Origin of the sequence: Pantoea sp. OVA07A, from assembly GCF_019969975.1 — a bacterium.
In the GTDB taxonomy this organism is placed as follows: Bacteria; Pseudomonadota; Gammaproteobacteria; order Enterobacterales; family Enterobacteriaceae; genus Pantoea; species Pantoea agglomerans.
In genome coordinates this window covers 15647-33197 of the sequence record NZ_JAHXYM010000007.1, presented here as the reverse complement: position 1 = coordinate 33197, position 17551 = coordinate 15647, and the positions used below count along the sequence as shown (strand labels likewise).

Genomic DNA, 17551 nt, shown 5'->3' with positions numbered 1-17551 from the left:
ACCCGGTTATTCCACAGTAACCGATTTTGCCAGGTTACGTGGCTGATCGACGTCGGTCCCTTTGATCAGGGCGACGTGATAGGAGAGTAACTGTAGCGGCACCGTGTAGAAGATGGGCGCAATGACCTCTTCGACATGCGGCAACGGGATGATCTTCATGCCGTCACTGTCGCTGAAGCCCGCATCCTGATCGGCAAAGACATAGAGCAGGCCGCCGCGTGCGCGTACCTCTTCGATGTTGGATTTGAGCTTCTCCAGCAGTTCGTTGTTAGGTGCCACCACGATTACCGGCATATCCGCATCAATCAGCGCCAGCGGGCCATGTTTCAGCTCGCCTGCGGCGTAGGCTTCCGCATGAATGTAGGAGATCTCCTTGAGCTTCAGCGCCCCTTCCATGGCAATCGGATATTGATCGCCACGCCCCAGGAACAGCGCGTGATGCTTGTCAGAGAAGCCTTCCGCCAGATTCTCAATCAGCTTATCCTGCGCCAGCATCTGCTCAATCCGGTTCGGCAACGCCTGCAGTGCATGAACGATCTCATGCTCAGTCTCGGCTGACATCCCTTTCAGACGGCCCAGTTTCGCTACCAGCATCAGCAGCACCGCTAACTGGGTGGTGAACGCTTTGGTAGAGGCGACGCCAATTTCGGTGCCCGCTTTGGTCATCAGTGCCAGGTCAGATTCCCGCACCAGTGACGAACCGGCCACGTTGCAGACCGCCAGCGATCCCAGGTAGCCCAGCTCTTTAGAGAGACGCAGCGCCGCCAGGGTATCTGCCGTTTCACCCGACTGCGACAGGGTGATCAGCAGGCTGTTTTTGCGAACGGCTGATTTGCGGTAGCGGAATTCCGAGGCAATCTCGACATCACAGGGCAGGTTTGCCAGCGACTCAAACCAGTAGCGTGACACCATGCCGGAGTTGTACGAGGTGCCACAGGCGATAATCTGGATATGCTCAACCTGGCTCAGCAGCGCTTCTGCGCCCGCGCCCAGTTCGCTGAGATCAACCTGACCCTGGCTGAACCGACCGCTCAGGGTGCTTTTCAGCGCCATGGGCTGTTCGTAGATCTCTTTCTGCATGTAGTGACGGTAAATGCCTTTGTCACCGGCATCATATTGCAGGTTCGACTCGATCTCGGCACGGGTCACGGTGTTGCCTTCACGGTCGATCACCGTGACATCGCGACGGCTGATTTCGGCGATATCACCCTCTTCCAGATAGATGAACCGACGGGTCACCGGCAGCAGGGCCAGCTGATCCGAGGCGATAAAGTTTTCGCCCATGCCACGACCAATCACCAGCGGGCTGCCGGAACGGGCCGCCACCAGCAGTGACGGATCGCGGCTGTCCATGATCACCATGCCATAGGCACCGCGCAGTTGCGGAATCACACGCAGCACCACTTCACGCAGCGAACCGCCCTGCTTCTGCTCCCAGTGAACCAGATGCGCCACCACTTCGGTGTCCGTTTCAGAGGCAAACACATAACCGCGCGCGATCAGTTCAGCGCGCAATGGCTCATGATTTTCAATGATGCCGTTGTGCACGATGATGATGTGCTCTGAGACGTGCGGATGCGCGTTCGCTTCCGACGGCTCGCCATGGGTTGCCCAGCGCGTGTGCGCGATGCCGGTGCCACCAATCAGCGGTTGCTGCTCAGCGGCTTCCGCCAGTTTCTGCACTTTTCCTAAACGCCGCAGGCGCGTGACGTGCCCCTGACGATCGACCACGGCCAGACCGGCCGAATCATATCCGCGATATTCAAGACGACGCAGACCTTCCAGCAGAATCTCTGCGATATCACGTTGCGCTACTGCACCAACAATTCCACACATAATGATGTTTTCCTGACTACATGGCTTTTCGCCACTTCTGTTGTCATGCGACCTGATATCCGGCTTTGCCGGTTCCCCGAGCCTTGTAGAGAGTGGGGATTATAGTTTTGGCACTGCACTGCATCGGCCCGCATTAAAGCGGGCCGTTAAAATTTATTTTTTCTTCACCGGACGCTGCCAGTCCGCTTTGTGATTCTGCTCTTTACGGTTATAGACCAGACCGGCCTGGGTCACATCTTTCATGATGGTCGTGCCCGCCGCAATGGTGGTCCCTGCCGCGATGCTGACCGGCGCCACCAGCTGGGTATCTGAGCCCACAAATACGTCATCGCCAATTACGGTTTTGAATTTGTTCGCACCGTCGTAGTTGCAGGTAATGGTGCCTGCACCGATATTTACGTTGTCGCCAATCTCCGCATCACCGAGATAGGAGAGGTGCCCCGCTTTCGATCCTCTGCCCAGACGCGCTTTCTTCATTTCGACGAAGTTGCCCACGTGGGCAGCATCGGCCAGTTCGCTGCCAGGACGCAGACGGGCAAAAGGTCCGACGGTGCAGGCAGTGGCGAGATTCGCATCCTCGATCACCGAATAGGGGCTGATTTCACAGTCATCGCCAATCACGCTGTTTTTGATAATGCAGCCCGCGCCGATTCTGACGCGTGCGCCCAGCGTGACCTGGCCTTCAATAATGACGTTGGTGTCAATTTCAACATCCCGCCCGTGCGTCAGCGTCCCGCGCAGGTCAAAACGGGCCGGATCGCGCAGCATCACGCCAGCCAGCAGTAGTTTTTCCGCCTGTTCGGCCTGGTAAGTGCGCTCTAATGTCGCCAGCTGCAGCCGGTTGTTGACGCCATCGGTTTCACTGATGCGTGCCGGATGAACCGCGTTGATCACCCGACCTTCCTGATGCGCCAGCGCGATAATATCGGTGATGTAATACTCACCCTGCGCATTATTGTTGGTGAGCTGCGCCAGCCAGCGTTTTAAATCGCCGCCGTTGGCGATCAGAATGCCGGTGTTGATCTCTTTAATGGTGAGCTGCGCCGGGCTGGCATCTTTCTGTTCGATAATGCCGGTGATGGTGTCGTTCTCACGCACAATGCGGCCATAGCCGGTTGGGTCATCCAGTACCACGGTGAGTAAGCCAATGCCGCCCTGCGGTTTTGCTTCGCGCAGCCGCTGTAGTGTCGCCTGAGAGATGAGCGGCACGTCACCGTAAAGCATCATGATATCTTCATCATCCGCGAATGCAGGCGCTGCCTGCTGCATCGCATGGCCAGTGCCGAGCTGCTCGGCCTGCAGCACCCAGTTGAGCGAGCTGTCAGTGAGGGTCGCCTTCAGGCGATCGCCGCCGTGACCATAAACCAGATGGACCTGCTGTGCGCCCAGCCCTTTAGCCGCGTCAATCACATGCTGAACCATGGGTTTGCCTGCCAGTGTATGCAGAACTTTAGGCAGATCGGAATACATACGGGTGCCCTTGCCAGCAGCAAGGATCACCACACTCATCGCACTGTTAGACATAACTATCCTGAGTGAATTTTTACGGGTGAAAGTAAAACGGTTTGGGATTGAGATTACTACATTTTTCTCAGGCCGAAATTAGGCGGACAGGCAGATCAGGCGCAGCAGACAAAAAAAATGCCAGCCCGAGGGCTGGCATTTCATGACGCATAAAGCTGGATTACATCGCTTTTTTGGTCAGTTCGATCACGCGCAGTTTAGCAATGGCTTTCGCCAGCTCGGCAGAGGCCTGAGCATAGTCCACGTCGCCGTGGCTGCTGTTCATATGGTCTTCTGCTTTGCGTTTTGCTTCCAGAGCGCGTGCTTCATCCAGATCGGTACCGCGGATAGCGGTATCGGCCAGAACGGTGCTGCTGCCCGGTTGCACTTCCAGCACGCCGCCAGAGAGGTAGATAAACTCCTCTTCGCCGTGCTGTTTCACGATACGGATCATTCCAGGCTTAATGGCAGTCAGCAGCGGCGCATGGCCAGGGAAAATCCCCAGTTCACCTTCGCTACCTGACACCTGAATTTTCTGTACCAGACCAGAGAACAACTGCTCCTCTGCGCTGACCACATCCAGGTGATAAGTCATAGCCATAATCTTCCTCCCGGGAAACCGTTATTACAGTTTCTTCGCTTTTTCCACGGCTTCTTCGATGGCGCCAACCATGTAGAAGGCCTGCTCTGGCAGGTGGTCAAACTCACCTTCCATGATGCCTTTAAAGCCACGGATAGTGTCTTTCAGCGTCACGTATTTGCCCGGTGAACCGGTGAATACTTCTGCAACGAAGAACGGCTGAGACAGGAAGCGCTGAATCTTACGCGCACGTGCCACCAGCAGTTTGTCTTCTTCAGACAGCTCATCCATACCGAGGATGGCGATGATGTCTTTCAGTTCCTGATAACGCTGCAGCAGTGACTGAACGCCACGTGCAACATCATAGTGCTCCTGACCGACAACCAGCGGATCCAGCTGACGGCTGGTAGAATCCAGCGGGTCAACGGCCGGGTAGATACCCAGAGAGGCGATCTGACGGCTCAGCGTTACCGTTGAGTCTAAGTGCGCAAAGGTAGTTGCTGGTGATGGGTCAGTCAGGTCATCCGCAGGGACGTAAACGGCCTGTACGGAGGTGATTGAACCGGTCTTGGTGGAGGTAATACGCTCCTGCAACACACCCATCTCTTCTGCCAGCGTTGGCTGGTAACCTACCGCAGATGGCATACGACCCAGCAGTGCAGAAACTTCTGTACCGGCCAGGGTATAACGGTAGATGTTATCGATGAACAGCAGAACGTCGCGGCCTTCATCACGGAATTTTTCCGCCATGGTCAGACCGGTCAGTGCTACGCGCAGACGGTTACCCGGCGGCTCGTTCATCTGGCCATAGACCAGTGCAACTTTATCGATAACGTTAGAGTCAGTCATTTCGTGGTAGAAGTCGTTACCCTCACGAGTACGCTCACCCACACCGGCAAACACTGAGTAACCTGAGTGTTCAGCCGCGATGTTACGGATCAGTTCCATCATGTTGACGGTTTTACCTACACCCGCACCACCGAACAGACCGACTTTACCGCCTTTAGCAAACGGACACATCAGGTCGATAACCTTGATGCCGGTTTCCAGCAGTTCCTGCGAGTTAGACTGATCTTCATAAGAAGGGGCTGCGCGGTGAATAGAGGCGATCTCTACTGCGCTGCCATCTTCTTCTTTCAGCTCGCCTTTCATATCGATTGGCTCGCCGAGAACGTTCATGATACGGCCCAGGGTCGCTTTACCGACGGGTACCTGAATCGGTTTCTGCAGGTCGTTGACGCTCAGACCACGCTTCAGGCCGTCAGACGTACCCATTGCGATGGTACGTACTACGCCGCCGCCGAGCTGCTGCTGAACTTCCAGCACCAGACGCGCATCACCATTCATAACCTCGAGGGCGCTGTACACTTGCGGTACCGCGTCCTGAGGGAATTCGACGTCAACAACGGCGCCGATAATCTGGACAATCTTTCCAGTTGCCATCTTGAATCCTCTACCTAATTCCAAACCTGGTTAAACCGCGGAGGCTCCACCGACAATCTCGGTAAGTTCCTGGGTGATGCTGGCCTGACGAGCTTTGTTGTACACCAACTGCAGCTCTTTGATCAGATTTCCGCCGTTATCGGTTGCGGCTTTCATCGCTACCATACGTGCGGCCTGCTCACTGGCCAGATTTTCCACCACACCCTGATAAACCTGCGATTCGACATAACGACGCAGCAGGGTATCCAGCAGCGCTTTCGGATCGGGCTCATACAGGTAATCCCAGGTCTTCGCCTTCATCTCTTCTTCACCTTCCGCTGGCGGTAACGGCAGCAGTTGGGTGATGGTCGGAGTCTGAGACATGGTGTTATTGAATTTGTTATTGACGATCATCAGCTTGTCGATGCGGCCTTCATCATAAGCCTGCAACATCACTTTTACCGGGCCAATCAGGTCAGACAGGGTAGGTTTATCGCCCATGCCGCTGACTTGCGCCACAATGTTGCCACCCACAGCATTAAAGAATGACGCCCCTTTAGAACCGATAATCGACAGATCGCTCTGCACGCCTTTATCGGACCAGGACTTCATATCCGCCAGTAACTTTTTGAACAGGTTAATGTTCAAACCACCACAAAGCCCGCGGTCAGTTGAAACGACCAGGTAGCCGACGCGCTTCACGTCGCGCTCTTCCAGGTAAGGGTGCTTGTATTCCAGATTACCCAACGCAAGGTGACCAATCACTTTGCGCATGGTTTCTGCATACGGACGGCTGGCCGCCATGCGTTCCTGCGTTTTACGCATCTTGGAGGCGGCGACCATTTCCATCGCTTTGGTGATCTTCTGCGTGTTTTTCACGCTTCCAATCTTGCTTCGTATCTCTTTTGCGCCGGCCATTAGCTTCTCCTCAAAGCCTTGCGGCCTGCCTTTTCAGACAAGCCGCCAGACATTACCAGGACTGGGTTGCTTTAAACGTCTCGACCAGGCCTTTCAGCTTGGCTTCGATATCGTTATTAAAGTTACCCGACTGGTTGATTTCAGCCATCAGCTCAGCGTGGTCGCGATCGGCGAAGGCCAGCAGTGCAGCTTCGAAGCTGCCAATTTTTGCCAGTTCAACGTCGTTCAGATAGCCACGCTCTGCAGCGAACAGAACCAGACCCTGCTGTGCGACAGACATCGGCGCATACTGTTTCTGCTTCAGCAGCTCGGTCACTTTCTGACCGTGGCTCAGCTGTTTGCGGGTTGCATCATCCAGATCAGAGGCGAACTGCGAGAACGCCGCCAGTTCACGATACTGTGCCAGCGCGGTACGGATACCACCGGACAGTTTCTTGATGATCTTGGTCTGTGCAGCACCACCTACGCGGGATACCGAAATACCTGGGTTAACGGCCGGACGAATACCGGAGTTGAACAGGTTCGATTCCAGGAAGATCTGACCATCAGTAATCGAGATTACGTTGGTCGGAACGAACGCAGAAACGTCGCCCGCCTGGGTTTCGATGATCGGCAGCGCGGTCAGTGAACCGGTTTTACCTGTCACTGCGCCATTGGTGAAACGCTCTACATAATCAGCGCTTACGCGTGATGCACGTTCCAGCAGACGGGAGTGGAGATAGAACACGTCGCCAGGGAATGCTTCACGACCTGGTGGACGGCGCAGCAGCAGAGAAATCTGACGGTACGCGACAGCCTGCTTAGAAAGGTCATCGTAAACGATCAGCGCGTCTTCACCACGGTCACGGAAGTATTCGCCCATCGCACAGCCAGCGTACGGAGAGAGATACTGCAGTGCAGCAGATTCAGAAGCAGACGCCACAACAACGATGGTGTTCTGCAGTGCGCCATGCTCTTCCAGCTTACGAACCACGTTAGAGATGGTTGAGGCTTTCTGACCAATCGCAACGTAGACACACTTGATGCCTGAGTCGCGCTGGTTGATGATCGCATCGATCGCCATTGCGGTTTTACCGGTCTGACGGTCACCGATGATCAGCTCACGCTGGCCACGGCCGATTGGAATCATCGCATCGACCGACTTATAACCGGTCTGAACCGGCTGGTCGACTGACTGACGGTCGATAACGCCAGGTGCAATGACTTCAACCGGTGAGAAACCGTCGTTGTCGATTGCGCCTTTACCGTCGATAGGAGCACCCAGGGTGTTCACTACGCGGCCCAGCAGGCCACGGCCTACCGGTACTTCAAGAATACGGCCAGTACACTTAACCTTCATGCCTTCGGCGAGGTCAGCGTAAGGGCCCATCACCACTGCACCAACCGAGTCACGCTCGAGGTTCAGGGCGATAGCGTAACGGTTGCCCGGCAGGGCAATCATCTCACCCTGCATGACATCGGCCAGGCCGTGTACGCGGATGATACCGTCACTTACAGAAACAATCGTACCTTCGTTGTGAGCTTCACTCACGACATTGAACTGAGCAATGCGCTGCTTGATCAGTTCGCTGATTTCGGTGGAATTCAGTTGCATATGCTCCAGTCCCCTTAAGACTGCAAGACGTCAGCCAGACGGTCAAGACGGCCGCGTACGCTGCCATCAATAACCAGATCACCCGAACGGATGATCACGCCTGCCATCACAGACTTATCAATTTTGCAATTCAGCTTAACTTTGCGTGACAGACGTTTTTCCATCGCGGCGCTGATTTTATTCAGCTGGTCGTCACTCAGCGTACTGGCGGAGATAACATCAACTTCAGCGGTGGCTTCATGAGCGTCACGCAGTTCGATGTATTGGGCCAGTACAGCCGGAAGCGCTGTCAAACGTCCGTTTTCCGCCATCACCTTAATCAGGTTCTGCGCGGGTTCATCCAGTTGATCACCACAGACTGCGTTAAACGACGCTGCCAGCGCTTCGGGTGCTAATGCACCTGAGAGAAGATCAGCCATCTGTTCATTGCGAGCCACTTCTGCGGCAAACGCCAGCATCTGTTGCCAGCGTTCAATACTTTGATGCTCAACAGCAAAGTCAAAAGCTGCTTTGGCGTAGGGGCGAGCTACAGTAATCAGATCAGACATCAGCCCCTCCCTCCTTACAGTTCAGCGACCAGTTTATCAACGATGTCGCTGTTAGCAGCTTCATCCACGGAGCGTTCGATGATCTTCTCGGCGCCAGCCATAGCCAGCAACGCGACCTGCTTACGCAGTTCTTCACGCGCACGTTTGCGTTCAGCGTCAATTTCAGCCTGCGCTTGTGTCACGATGCGATTACGTTCGTTTTCAGCTTCGGTTTTGGCTTCGTCCAGAATCTGCGCGCGACGCTTGTTCGCTTGCTCGATAATGACCTGAGCGTCTTCTTTGGCTTTTTTCAGCTGGTCGGTCGCATTAGCCTGCGCGAGATCCAAATCTTTCTTTGCACGTTCAGCAGAAGCAAGGCCTTCAGCAATTTCTTTCTGGCGCTTTTCGATAGCAGCCATGAGCGGCGGCCATACGTACTTCATGCAGAACGCGACAAACAGGATGAACGCGATAGCCTGGCCGAGGATTGTTGCATTAATGTTCACAGCACAATGCCTCTAGATTGAGTATTTAACTTTTCTGCCGTTATCAACGATAAGCGGCAGAATCCGTTCACCCTTGCACATTGTGCGCTGAGTGAACACAGGGCTTTAGGCGACAGCAAACATCACGTACAGACCCAGACCAACAGCGATCATCGGGATTGCATCCACCAGACCCATTACAACAAAGAACTGCGTACGCAGCAGAGGAATCAGGTCAGGCTGACGAGCAGCGCCTTCCAGGAATTTTCCTCCGAGGATGCCGATACCGATCGCAGCACCGATTGCCGCCAGGCCCATCATCACAGCGGCAGCCATGTACAGCAGATCCATATTCAGGTTTTCCATGACAGTCTCCAGTTTGTTTCAGTTAAATGCTCCCTTCATCTTCCGGGCTTCAGCGGTGTGCGCTGCAACCCGAAATCAAGAGGGAAAGTAGTGTTGAGAAAAAAATCAATGTTCTTCAGATGCCATCGACAGATAGACAATCGTGAGGACCATGAAAATGAAAGCCTGTAGCGAAATGATCAGGATGTGGAAAATGGCCCACGGCACATTCAGCACCCACTGCGACCACCACGGCAACAGACCGGCAATAAGGATAAAGATCAGTTCACCCGCATACATGTTACCGAACAGTCGTAAACCCAGTGATACAGGCTTAGACAGCAGGCTCACACCTTCCAGAATCAGGTTGATCGGGATGAAGATCGGGTGGTTAAAAGGCTGCAGCGTCAGCTCTTTAGTGAAGCCGCCAATGCCTTTCATTTTGATGCTGTAGAACAGAATCAAAATAAATACGCCCAACGCCATAGATAGCGTGATGTTCACGTCTGCAGATGGTACGACGCGCAGCGCCGGTAACCCCAATACGTGCTCGCCAATATATGGCAGCAAGTCGATTGGCAGCAGATCCATGAAGTTCATCAGGAAGACCCAGACAAAGATTGTCAGAGCCAGCGGGGCGATAAGTTTGCTCTTACCGTGATACATGTCGCGCACGTTACTATCGACGAAACCGACAACCAGTTCGATAGCCGCCTGCATTTTCCCTGGCACACCGCTGGTGGCAGATTTTGCCACGCTACGGAACAACACCAGGAAGATGATTCCCAGCACCATAGAGAAAAACATGGAATCGATATTTAATACCCAGAACGTCGCGGGAGCGTCGTGCGGATTCACTATCTCGAAGGTACGCAGGTCCAACTGAAGATGAGTCAGGTGGTGACCAATGTACTCTTGCGGAGTAGAGATTTCTCCTGCAGCCATGATGCCTCTTACCCTTTGTTGTTAATTACCGCCGGTGCCAGCATTTGTACCACCAGCACCGATAACCAGGTTATTCCGACCGGCCAGAAAACCGCTCCGAATAGACCCAACGCCACAATGAGCAAAATGATGGTCGCAAACACTTTGGCTATTTCACCCAAAGCGAAGCTCCACGCGACTCGCCCCGAAGCTGGGGTTTGCCCCTGCAGGCGCCAGGCTAAAAACAAAAACAATACGTTTGGCAGCCAGGCTGCCGCACCGCCAGCAAGAGCAGAGAGACCCCAGATGACATCTTTAAGAGCAAAGAGTGCACCGATGATGACTATCGTCACCAGCTGAATCATCAGCACCGTTCGGGCGTATTTTACACTGTAAAGAGACACTGACATGACGCTGATACTCTCCTGCCCCGTTAGGGGTATGTCGCGTGTCGTATAAGACTGCCTTTGCGCAGTTGAGTCAAGCAGCAAAAGCCGTGCAAATTATACGGGCCGCACCTGCGATTTCAATCGGTAAGTAGCGAAAAGGTGAACAATTATTTAAATTTCTTTCCGGAGGGCTATTTTTCCAAAGATTACCCTGCAGAGATTCACCCTAATCTGACTGAAAATTCTCTCGCAACTTGCTTTTAAAGCGTGCTTTAGATCACATAATAAGCACTTTCACTACACTGAGTTTTATCTTCGCGCTATTTAAGAACAATCTGCATTACAAATTAACTCAATAAAATCAAATCATTGAAATTATAAAAATGCATCTGCAAGACTATTTTCACAGAAAACACGCTATTGACATCGAACTGTGCTTAAGAATCGTGTAATTGATATTACGCACGCAAAGTTATTACCGCGATATATTTTCTGCCGTGACTACTTTTATTCAGCGACCCGCCTATACAAGTGATATTTCTGATAACTGAATGTGAATTAAACGTTAAATGTAACAGAGCTTTTCGGATAATTTCCGTCAGCGTTTTAACCTTCGGTCAGCCAGGGCTTAATCAAAATCTTTTATTGATAGCGCATCATCTGCACTTTTTTCATCCCGCAACTGACGAAAATCACTGGCAGATAAACGCTAAATCTCTGCCAGTCGAAAGCCTATTGGTGACGAAGAATGACCAGGTGGCGATCACCTTCCAGCTGCGGTACCTGCAACTTAATCACAGCATCAGAGACGTAGCCTGCCGGTAACTCCGCAATTTCATCGTCCGGACGCACGCCTTTCAGCGCGAAGAAGCGCCCTTCTCTTCCCGGCAGATGATGACACCAGTTCACCATGTCGGTCAGCGAGGCAAATGCACGACTGATCACGCCATCAAAGGGCGGCTCAGCCGGGAACGCCTCAACCCGGCTCTGCACCGGAGTAATGTTAGTGAGTCCTAACTCATGCTGAACCTGACGCAGGAAACGCACCCGCTTGCCCAGGCTGTCGAGCAACGTAAAGTGCGCATCAGGCATCACGATAGCCAGCGGAATGCCAGGCAGTCCTGGTCCGGTTCCCACATCAATGAAACGTGAGCCTTGCAGATGCGGCGCCACCACGATGCTGTCGAGGATATGGCGTACCAGCATCTGCTGCGGATCGCGCACTGATGTCAGATTGTAGGCTTTGTTCCACTTATCCAGCAGGCCGACATAGGCAACCAGCTGCTGTTTTTGTTGATCGGAGAGGGAAATACCGGCTGCCTGTAGCAGCGACGTGAGTGTGTTGATCACAGCATAAGTCCATTCAGCGGGGGCGAGTCTCCTCGCCCCGTTTTCAGATCAGGCGCTTTTACGCAGCAGACCCTGTTTTTTCAGAAAGATAAGCAGAATTGAGATGGCCGCCGGCGTAATACCGGAGATACGCGTCGCCTGACCAATCGAACTCGGTTTGTGATCGTTCAGCTTGGCGATAACCTCATTTGAGAGGCCGTTCACCTGGCGATAGTCGAGCTCCACCGGTAACAGTGTGTTCTCGTTACGCAGCTGGCGATCGATCTCTTCCTGCTGACGCGCGATATAACCTTCATATTTGACCTGAATCTCAACCTGCTCAGCGGCCTGCTCATCAGCCAGTGCCGGACCAAAGGCATCCAGCGTCATCAGCTTCAGATAGGTCAGCTCAGGACGGCGCAGCAGATCTTCGCCGCTCGCTTCTTTGGTCAGCGGCGCACTGAGTACCGTATTCACTTCCGTCACGTGCTCTGACTTCGGATGGACCCAGATATCGCGCAGGCGCTGACGCTCCTGTTCAATTGCTTCCAGCTTCTGATTGAAACGTGCCCAGCGCGCATCATCCACCAGACCCAGTTCACGACCGGTTTCGGTCAGACGCAGATCGGCATTGTCTTCGCGCAGCATCAGACGATATTCAGCACGGGAGGTAAACATCCGGTACGGCTCTTTGGTACCGAGCGTGCAGAGGTCATCAACCAGTACGCCCAGATAAGCCTGGTCACGACGTGGTGCCCAGCCCTCTTTGTCCGCAGACTGACGGGCGGCGTTCAGCCCCGCCAGCATCCCCTGTGCAGCGGCTTCTTCGTAGCCGGTTGTGCCGTTGATCTGGCCGGCAAAGAACAGGCCGTGAATAAATTTGCTCTCCAGCGTCAGTTTGAGATCGCGTGGATCGAAGAAGTCATACTCGATGGCATAGCCCGGACGCACGATCTTCGCATTCTCCATGCCCTGCATGGAGCGAACGATCTGAATCTGCACATCAAATGGCAGACTGGTTGAGATGCCATTCGGGTAGATCTCATTGCTGGTCAGCCCTTCCGGCTCCAGGAAGATCTGATGCGAGTTACGATCGGCAAAGCGCATCACTTTGTCTTCGATAGACGGGCAGTAGCGTGGACCGATCCCCTCGATGATCCCGGCATACATCGGGCTGCGATCCAGATTATTGCGGATCACCTCATGGGTTTTCTCATTGGTGTGAGTGATCCAGCATGGTACCTGCTGCGGATGCTGAGACGCATTGCCCATAAACGAGAACACCGGCATCGGGTTATCGCCGTGCTGCGGGCTGAGCACTGAAAAATCGATGGTGCGCGCATCGATACGCGGTGGCGTACCAGTCTTGAGGCGGTCTACCCGCAGCGGCAGCGCACGCAGTCGTTTTGCCAGCGGAATGGATGGGGGATCACCTGCGCGACCGCCACTGTAATTATCCAGACCGATATGAATTTTGCCGTCAAGAAACGTGCCGACGGTGAGGACGACGGTTTTCGCGCGGAACTTCAGTCCCATCTGGGTGACTGCACCCACCACACGATCGTTTTCCACGATAAGATCGTCGACCGCCTGCTGGAAGATCATCAGATTGGGCTGGTTCTCCAGGGCCGTACGCACTGCCTGGCGATAGAGCACGCGATCCGCCTGAGCACGGGTTGCCCGCACTGCCGGACCTTTGCTGGCGTTTAGTATCCTAAACTGGATACCCGCCTGGTCAATCGCACTGGCCATCAGACCACCCAGGGCATCCACTTCCTTCACCAAATGTCCTTTGCCAATCCCACCAATCGCCGGGTTACAGGACATTTGTCCAAGCGTATCAATGTTATGGGTGAGTAACAGGGTTTGCTGACCCATTCGGGCTGCCGCCATTGCGGCTTCGGTGCCCGCATGACCACCACCAATTACGATGACGTCAAAAGGATCCTGATAAAACATGAAGTGGTACCTCGGTTGATGAACTTGCAGGATCGTCGTCCTGGGGCGTGGATTCTACTCAAATTCCGTCTGGGGTGAAAGCCGCGGGATCGTCCGGTTTTAAAAGAAAGGATCTTAGATCTGTATATGATCTTTCTGTTAGATCTCTTATTAGGATCCCGCTTTTCTGTGGATATGTGCCAGAAGCACAGCAGAAACAACAGGATGAAGAGGATCACTACCTGTTAGTGATCGGTGATCCTGATCCGTATAAGCTGGGATCAAAATGGCATGTTATCCACAGCTCAAAATTCATTCTACGGTTGTTCTTTGGATAACTACCGGTTATACGCAGTAAAAGAGGGTAGTTATCCACAAAATAAACGAGCGGAAAAGGATAAAATCAGCATCTTCCACTGGGGATCGTCACTATTTCGCGATCCCCAGCCCCCTTCAGATCGCCTTTTTCCAGCTTTCCAGCCAGGCTTCTGCGGGATCTTCAGGGATCTCATGCTCCAGCACATCAATCTCCAGACGATCGCCGATCTGGCGGGCACCCTGAGCAATTAACAGGGCTTCAATCTGGCGGATCGCGCCACAAAAGAGATCATATTCATGATTGCCGAGTCCGATGGCACCAAACCGGACCTGCGAGAGATCGGGCTGGCTTTCCGTGATGGCTTCGAACAGCGGCAGCAGGTTATCGGGAATATCGCCTGCACCGTGAGTTGAACAGACCACCAGCCAGATACCCTCATGTGGCACTTCATCCAGCTCCGGGCCATGCAGCATCTGCGTTGAGAAGCCCGCTTCCTGTAATTTTTCTTCCAGATGTTCAGCCACATACTCTGCGCTACCCAGAGTACTGCCACTGATTAAGGTAATATCGGCCATCTTGCTCTCCCGGACATTAAGGCGAGCATTGTACGCTGTGATCAAGCGGTGATCCACCTGTGGACAACAGGGTTAATAGATTAAGAGAAGCGAACGCAGCCGTTGTCAGCCGCCACATTCGTCAGGGATAAGATTATGCACAAGGCGGAGAAGGATCAGGGCTTGATAGTGCGCATGATCGGGTTTTGCAGTGAGATCAGCGTTTCCGTCGACTGAATTTCATCTATGGTCTGGATCTTGTTGATCAGCACCTGTTGCAGGGCATCAATAGACCGGCACATCACTTTAATAAAGATGCTGTAGTGGCCGGTGGTGTACCAGGCTTCAACTACTTCATCCAGCGCATCCAGTTTGCTCAGCGCCGCCGGATAGTCACGCGCGCTCTTAAGGATAATGCCGATAAAACAGCAGACATCAAACCCCAGCTGGCGCGGATCGATATCAACCCGGGTGCCCAGGATAATGCCCGCCTGCTTCATCTTCTCCACGCGGACATGAATGGTGCCGGGGCTGACGTTAAACTGTTTTGCCAGCTCGGCGTAAGCAGTGCGCGCGTTGTCGAGCAGGGCATTCAGAATGCCGCGATCCAGGTTATCGAGCTGCAGATGTTCGGCCATGGCCATCCTCGTTATTGGTCTGCTTAAGTAAACAAGGATGAATGTGCAGCAAAATAGTGGTTCAGGCAACTCCCGGCAGCGACGGGCGTCGCTGCCGGTTCACTTAGCGTTTGCGCCAGACGGTGACCTGCGCCAGCGTGTGCTGGAACTTGCGGGCCGTTTCGCGGATCACAAACGGTTTATCCTGCGGTTCATCGACCAGGTCGAAGTCGGCCGCCAGCAGACGTTGCAGTGCCTGCAGCGTCGTCAGTGCCTCACCGTTTTCACGCACGCCGCCCAGCCAGTTCTCCTTCGGCGTGAAATCCTCCAGCCAGGTATAGGGCGATGAGAGCACCAGAATGCCGCCCTGACGCAGCATCGGCGTGACATCCCGCAGGAAGCGTGCGGGCTGACGCAGGCGATCGATCAGGTTGGATGCAAGTACCAGATCGTAACGGGCGGGTTGCGGCTTAAGGTTACAGGCGTCGCCCTGAACAAACTGAATCCGCTGTGCCAGTTCGCTCTCCAGCGCGAAATCTTTCAGGCGAACCTGGCGATACTCCACCAGATCGCCTTCCTGTGGCAGGAGATAACGGAAGTCTTCGCCGCTGGCCAGCTGAAGCGCCACATCGATGAAGCGCGCCGAGTAGTCCATGCCGGTGACACGTTCAAAGTGGCGGGCCAGTTCAAAACTGGCGCGTCCGGTGGCACAGCCGATATCCAGTGCCTCGCCGCGTGCTGTGGTGTAGTTCAGCGCCAGGTTTACCAGGCTTTCGGCATAGTTATCCACGCCGAAATAGCGCGGGCCATACTGGAAGTCGAGGTATTGCGACACCATGGCGTCAGATTCATACGGGTTCAGCGCCATGGTTTCCTGATGGCTGGAAACCACGTAGCGGAAACCGGCATGCTGGAAGAAGTGGCGGCGGAACGCATAGCGTGCCGATTTCAGCGCTTCGTTGCCGGTCGATATCCAGCTACCGCCTTTGATCAGCGAATGTTTACCATCAAAGGTCGGGGTAGAGAAATCATCGTAAAGCGGGTGGACTTTAAAACCTTCAAAGCCGTTGGTCGGCGTGGTCGTCCACTGCCAGACGTTACCGACGATATCGAAGAAGTCGCCCTGGGCGAAGAGATCGACCGGTGAAGAGGAAGCCCAGTACGCCAGGTTAATGTTGCCCGGTGCCCGATCCCAATCCGGCTGATCGCCCGCGACCTGTTCGCGCAGCTGAGCCCACTCCGCTTCGCAGGGGAGCTGAACACTCATTCCCGTCTGATCCGCTTTCCAGCGGCAGAAGGCCGCCGCTTCCAGCTGGTTAACCTCGGCTGGCCAGTCCCACGGCATCGCGACTTCTTCACACATCAGACGCAGTTTAAGCTGATCGGGTATCGCAGGCGTGCCGACCCAGAAGGTGGGCATTTCCGCTTTTGCAAACTGACACCAGCCCCAGCCTTCGTCATCCCACCAGCGAGCGTCCTGATAACCCCCCGCCTCAACGAACGCCAGGAATTCCGCGTTGCTGACCAGCATTTTGCTCGCCCTGAACGGCTGCAGCGCGATCTGCTGGCGGCCATATTCGACATCCCAGCCATAGGTCTCGTCGGTTTTACCCAGCGTGACGGTGCCGCCGGGCATCGGCAGCAGGGTATTGGCCGGAACAGCCTCGCGCTGGTGGCGCGCCATCGGGCAGACCGGCCACGCAGGCTGGGGTTTCACCCACCCGACCGGTAACTGGCGTATCAGTACGCTGGACGTTTCCAGATGAATACGCTCATGCTCAATGCCCATCAGGATCACCCAGGCCGGACTCTCCCAGGTGATCGGCAGAGTCAGCGGCAGGGTCTGGATCAGATCGCTGACCAGCGCTTTAACGCGCCCGCGGTATTCGCGGACTTCTTCGACAGTGGGCCAGTCATAGTGGCTGTCGTTGAGATCATCCCAGCTCATCTCATCCACACCAATCGCCATCATCGCTTCGATACGATCGTCCAGACGCGCGTCGATAAGGCGTCCGGCCATCAGCTTATTAATGTAGAAGGTAGCGGTGTGGCCAAAATAGAAGATTAAAGGATGGCGCAGCGGAATGGCTTTGGTAAACCAGGCCCTGGAATCGGCCAGACAGGTAAACAGACTTTCATACTGTTCCCAGGTCTGGTGGAAATAGGCCAGCAATTCGGCACGTTTTTGTTCAATGTTATGGCCGGAGAGCAGTAGCGTTCGCGTCGGCGCAGGCAGATCGCGATGAGGTTGAGCAAGCGTCACAGGAAGCT

Annotated in this window: 16 protein-coding genes; all 16 read right to left on the bottom strand. The window is 54.3% G+C overall.

Annotation, left to right across the window (positions count from 1 at the left end; translation table 11 throughout):
- Nucleotides 1-6: 6 nt before the first annotated feature.
- A complete protein-coding gene (gene glmS, locus LC417_RS19235; RefSeq protein WP_010672188.1) occupies nt 7-1836 on the bottom strand; it encodes a glutamine--fructose-6-phosphate transaminase (isomerizing) in 1830 nt (609 codons plus the stop codon).
- Nucleotides 1837-1989: 153 nt separating this feature from the next.
- Nucleotides 1990-3360, bottom strand: coding sequence for a bifunctional UDP-N-acetylglucosamine diphosphorylase/glucosamine-1-phosphate N-acetyltransferase GlmU (gene glmU, locus LC417_RS19230; RefSeq protein ID WP_010258872.1), 1371 nt, complete (start codon nt 3358-3360; stop codon nt 1990-1992).
- A gap of 160 nt (nt 3361-3520) precedes the next feature.
- Nucleotides 3521-3940 (bottom strand): F0F1 ATP synthase subunit epsilon, encoded by a 420-nt coding sequence (locus LC417_RS19225; protein ID WP_010258871.1) that lies wholly within the window; start codon nt 3938-3940, stop codon nt 3521-3523.
- Nucleotides 3941-3964: 24 nt separating this feature from the next.
- Complete coding sequence (gene atpD, locus LC417_RS19220; protein WP_010258870.1) at nt 3965-5362, bottom strand: F0F1 ATP synthase subunit beta; 1398 nt, start codon at nt 5360-5362, stop codon at nt 3965-3967.
- Between the two features lie 30 nt (nt 5363-5392).
- Complete coding sequence (atpG, locus tag LC417_RS19215; protein ID WP_010258869.1) at nt 5393-6259, bottom strand: F0F1 ATP synthase subunit gamma; 867 nt, start codon at nt 6257-6259, stop codon at nt 5393-5395.
- 52 nt (nt 6260-6311) lie between these two features.
- Nucleotides 6312-7853, bottom strand: coding sequence for a F0F1 ATP synthase subunit alpha (gene atpA / locus LC417_RS19210; protein WP_010258868.1), 1542 nt, complete (start codon nt 7851-7853; stop codon nt 6312-6314).
- A gap of 14 nt (nt 7854-7867) precedes the next feature.
- Entirely contained in the window at nt 7868-8401 is a 534-nt protein-coding gene (atpH, locus tag LC417_RS19205) for a F0F1 ATP synthase subunit delta (RefSeq protein ID WP_003849530.1), read from the bottom strand.
- Nucleotides 8402-8415: 14 nt separating this feature from the next.
- Nucleotides 8416-8886 carry a F0F1 ATP synthase subunit B gene (gene atpF, locus LC417_RS19200; RefSeq protein WP_003849528.1) on the bottom strand — a complete coding sequence of 157 codons (471 nt, stop codon included), beginning with the start codon at nt 8884-8886 and terminating at the stop codon, nt 8416-8418.
- Between the two features lie 105 nt (nt 8887-8991).
- A complete protein-coding gene (gene atpE / locus LC417_RS19195) occupies nt 8992-9231 on the bottom strand; it encodes a F0F1 ATP synthase subunit C (protein ID WP_003849523.1) in 240 nt (79 codons plus the stop codon).
- Between the two features lie 105 nt (nt 9232-9336).
- Nucleotides 9337-10155, bottom strand: a complete 819-nt coding sequence (gene atpB / locus LC417_RS19190) for a F0F1 ATP synthase subunit A (protein ID WP_010258863.1) — start codon at nt 10153-10155, stop codon at nt 9337-9339.
- A gap of 8 nt (nt 10156-10163) precedes the next feature.
- On the bottom strand, nt 10164-10544 hold the full coding sequence (gene atpI / locus LC417_RS19185) for a F0F1 ATP synthase subunit I (RefSeq protein WP_010258861.1): 381 nt from the start codon (nt 10542-10544) through the stop codon (nt 10164-10166).
- A gap of 711 nt (nt 10545-11255) precedes the next feature.
- Nucleotides 11256-11873, bottom strand: coding sequence for a 16S rRNA (guanine(527)-N(7))-methyltransferase RsmG (gene rsmG, locus LC417_RS19180; RefSeq protein WP_010258859.1), 618 nt, complete (start codon nt 11871-11873; stop codon nt 11256-11258).
- A 48-nt stretch (nt 11874-11921) separates the two neighbouring features.
- Nucleotides 11922-13811, bottom strand: coding sequence for a tRNA uridine-5-carboxymethylaminomethyl(34) synthesis enzyme MnmG (gene mnmG / locus LC417_RS19175; protein WP_223566241.1), 1890 nt, complete (start codon nt 13809-13811; stop codon nt 11922-11924).
- Between the two features lie 432 nt (nt 13812-14243).
- On the bottom strand, nt 14244-14684 hold the full coding sequence (gene mioC, locus LC417_RS19170; RefSeq protein ID WP_010258855.1) for an FMN-binding protein MioC: 441 nt from the start codon (nt 14682-14684) through the stop codon (nt 14244-14246).
- A gap of 155 nt (nt 14685-14839) precedes the next feature.
- Complete coding sequence (gene asnC, locus LC417_RS19165; RefSeq protein WP_003849496.1) at nt 14840-15301, bottom strand: transcriptional regulator AsnC; 462 nt, start codon at nt 15299-15301, stop codon at nt 14840-14842.
- A gap of 103 nt (nt 15302-15404) precedes the next feature.
- Nucleotides 15405-17543 (bottom strand): 5-histidylcysteine sulfoxide synthase, encoded by a 2139-nt coding sequence (ovoA, locus tag LC417_RS19160; RefSeq protein WP_223566240.1) that lies wholly within the window; start codon nt 17541-17543, stop codon nt 15405-15407.
- Nucleotides 17544-17551 lie beyond the last annotated feature (8 nt).

Bases quoted from the DNA above. Each gene is read 5' to 3' on its own strand.
- glmS (WP_010672188.1), bottom strand. From the start codon at position 1,836: ATGTGTGGAATTGTTGGTGCAGTAGCGCAACGTGATATCGCAGAGATT.
- glmU (WP_010258872.1), bottom strand. From the start codon at position 3,360: ATGTCTAACAGTGCGATGAGTGTGGTGATCCTTGCTGCTGGCAAGGGC.
- LC417_RS19225 (WP_010258871.1), bottom strand. From the start codon at position 3,940: ATGGCTATGACTTATCACCTGGATGTGGTCAGCGCAGAGGAGCAGTTG.
- atpD (WP_010258870.1), bottom strand. From the start codon at position 5,362: ATGGCAACTGGAAAGATTGTCCAGATTATCGGCGCCGTTGTTGACGTC.
- atpG (WP_010258869.1), bottom strand. From the start codon at position 6,259: ATGGCCGGCGCAAAAGAGATACGAAGCAAGATTGGAAGCGTGAAAAAC.
- atpA (WP_010258868.1), bottom strand. From the start codon at position 7,853: ATGCAACTGAATTCCACCGAAATCAGCGAACTGATCAAGCAGCGCATT.
- atpH (WP_003849530.1), bottom strand. From the start codon at position 8,401: ATGTCTGATCTGATTACTGTAGCTCGCCCCTACGCCAAAGCAGCTTTT.
- atpE (WP_003849523.1), bottom strand. From the start codon at position 9,231: ATGGAAAACCTGAATATGGATCTGCTGTACATGGCTGCCGCTGTGATG.
- atpB (WP_010258863.1), bottom strand. From the start codon at position 10,155: ATGGCTGCAGGAGAAATCTCTACTCCGCAAGAGTACATTGGTCACCAC.
- atpI (WP_010258861.1), bottom strand. From the start codon at position 10,544: ATGTCAGTGTCTCTTTACAGTGTAAAATACGCCCGAACGGTGCTGATG.
- mnmG (WP_223566241.1), bottom strand. From the start codon at position 13,811: ATGTTTTATCAGGATCCTTTTGACGTCATCGTAATTGGTGGTGGTCAT.
- mioC (WP_010258855.1), bottom strand. From the start codon at position 14,684: ATGGCCGATATTACCTTAATCAGTGGCAGTACTCTGGGTAGCGCAGAG.
- asnC (WP_003849496.1), bottom strand. From the start codon at position 15,301: ATGGCCGAACATCTGCAGCTCGATAACCTGGATCGCGGCATTCTGAAT.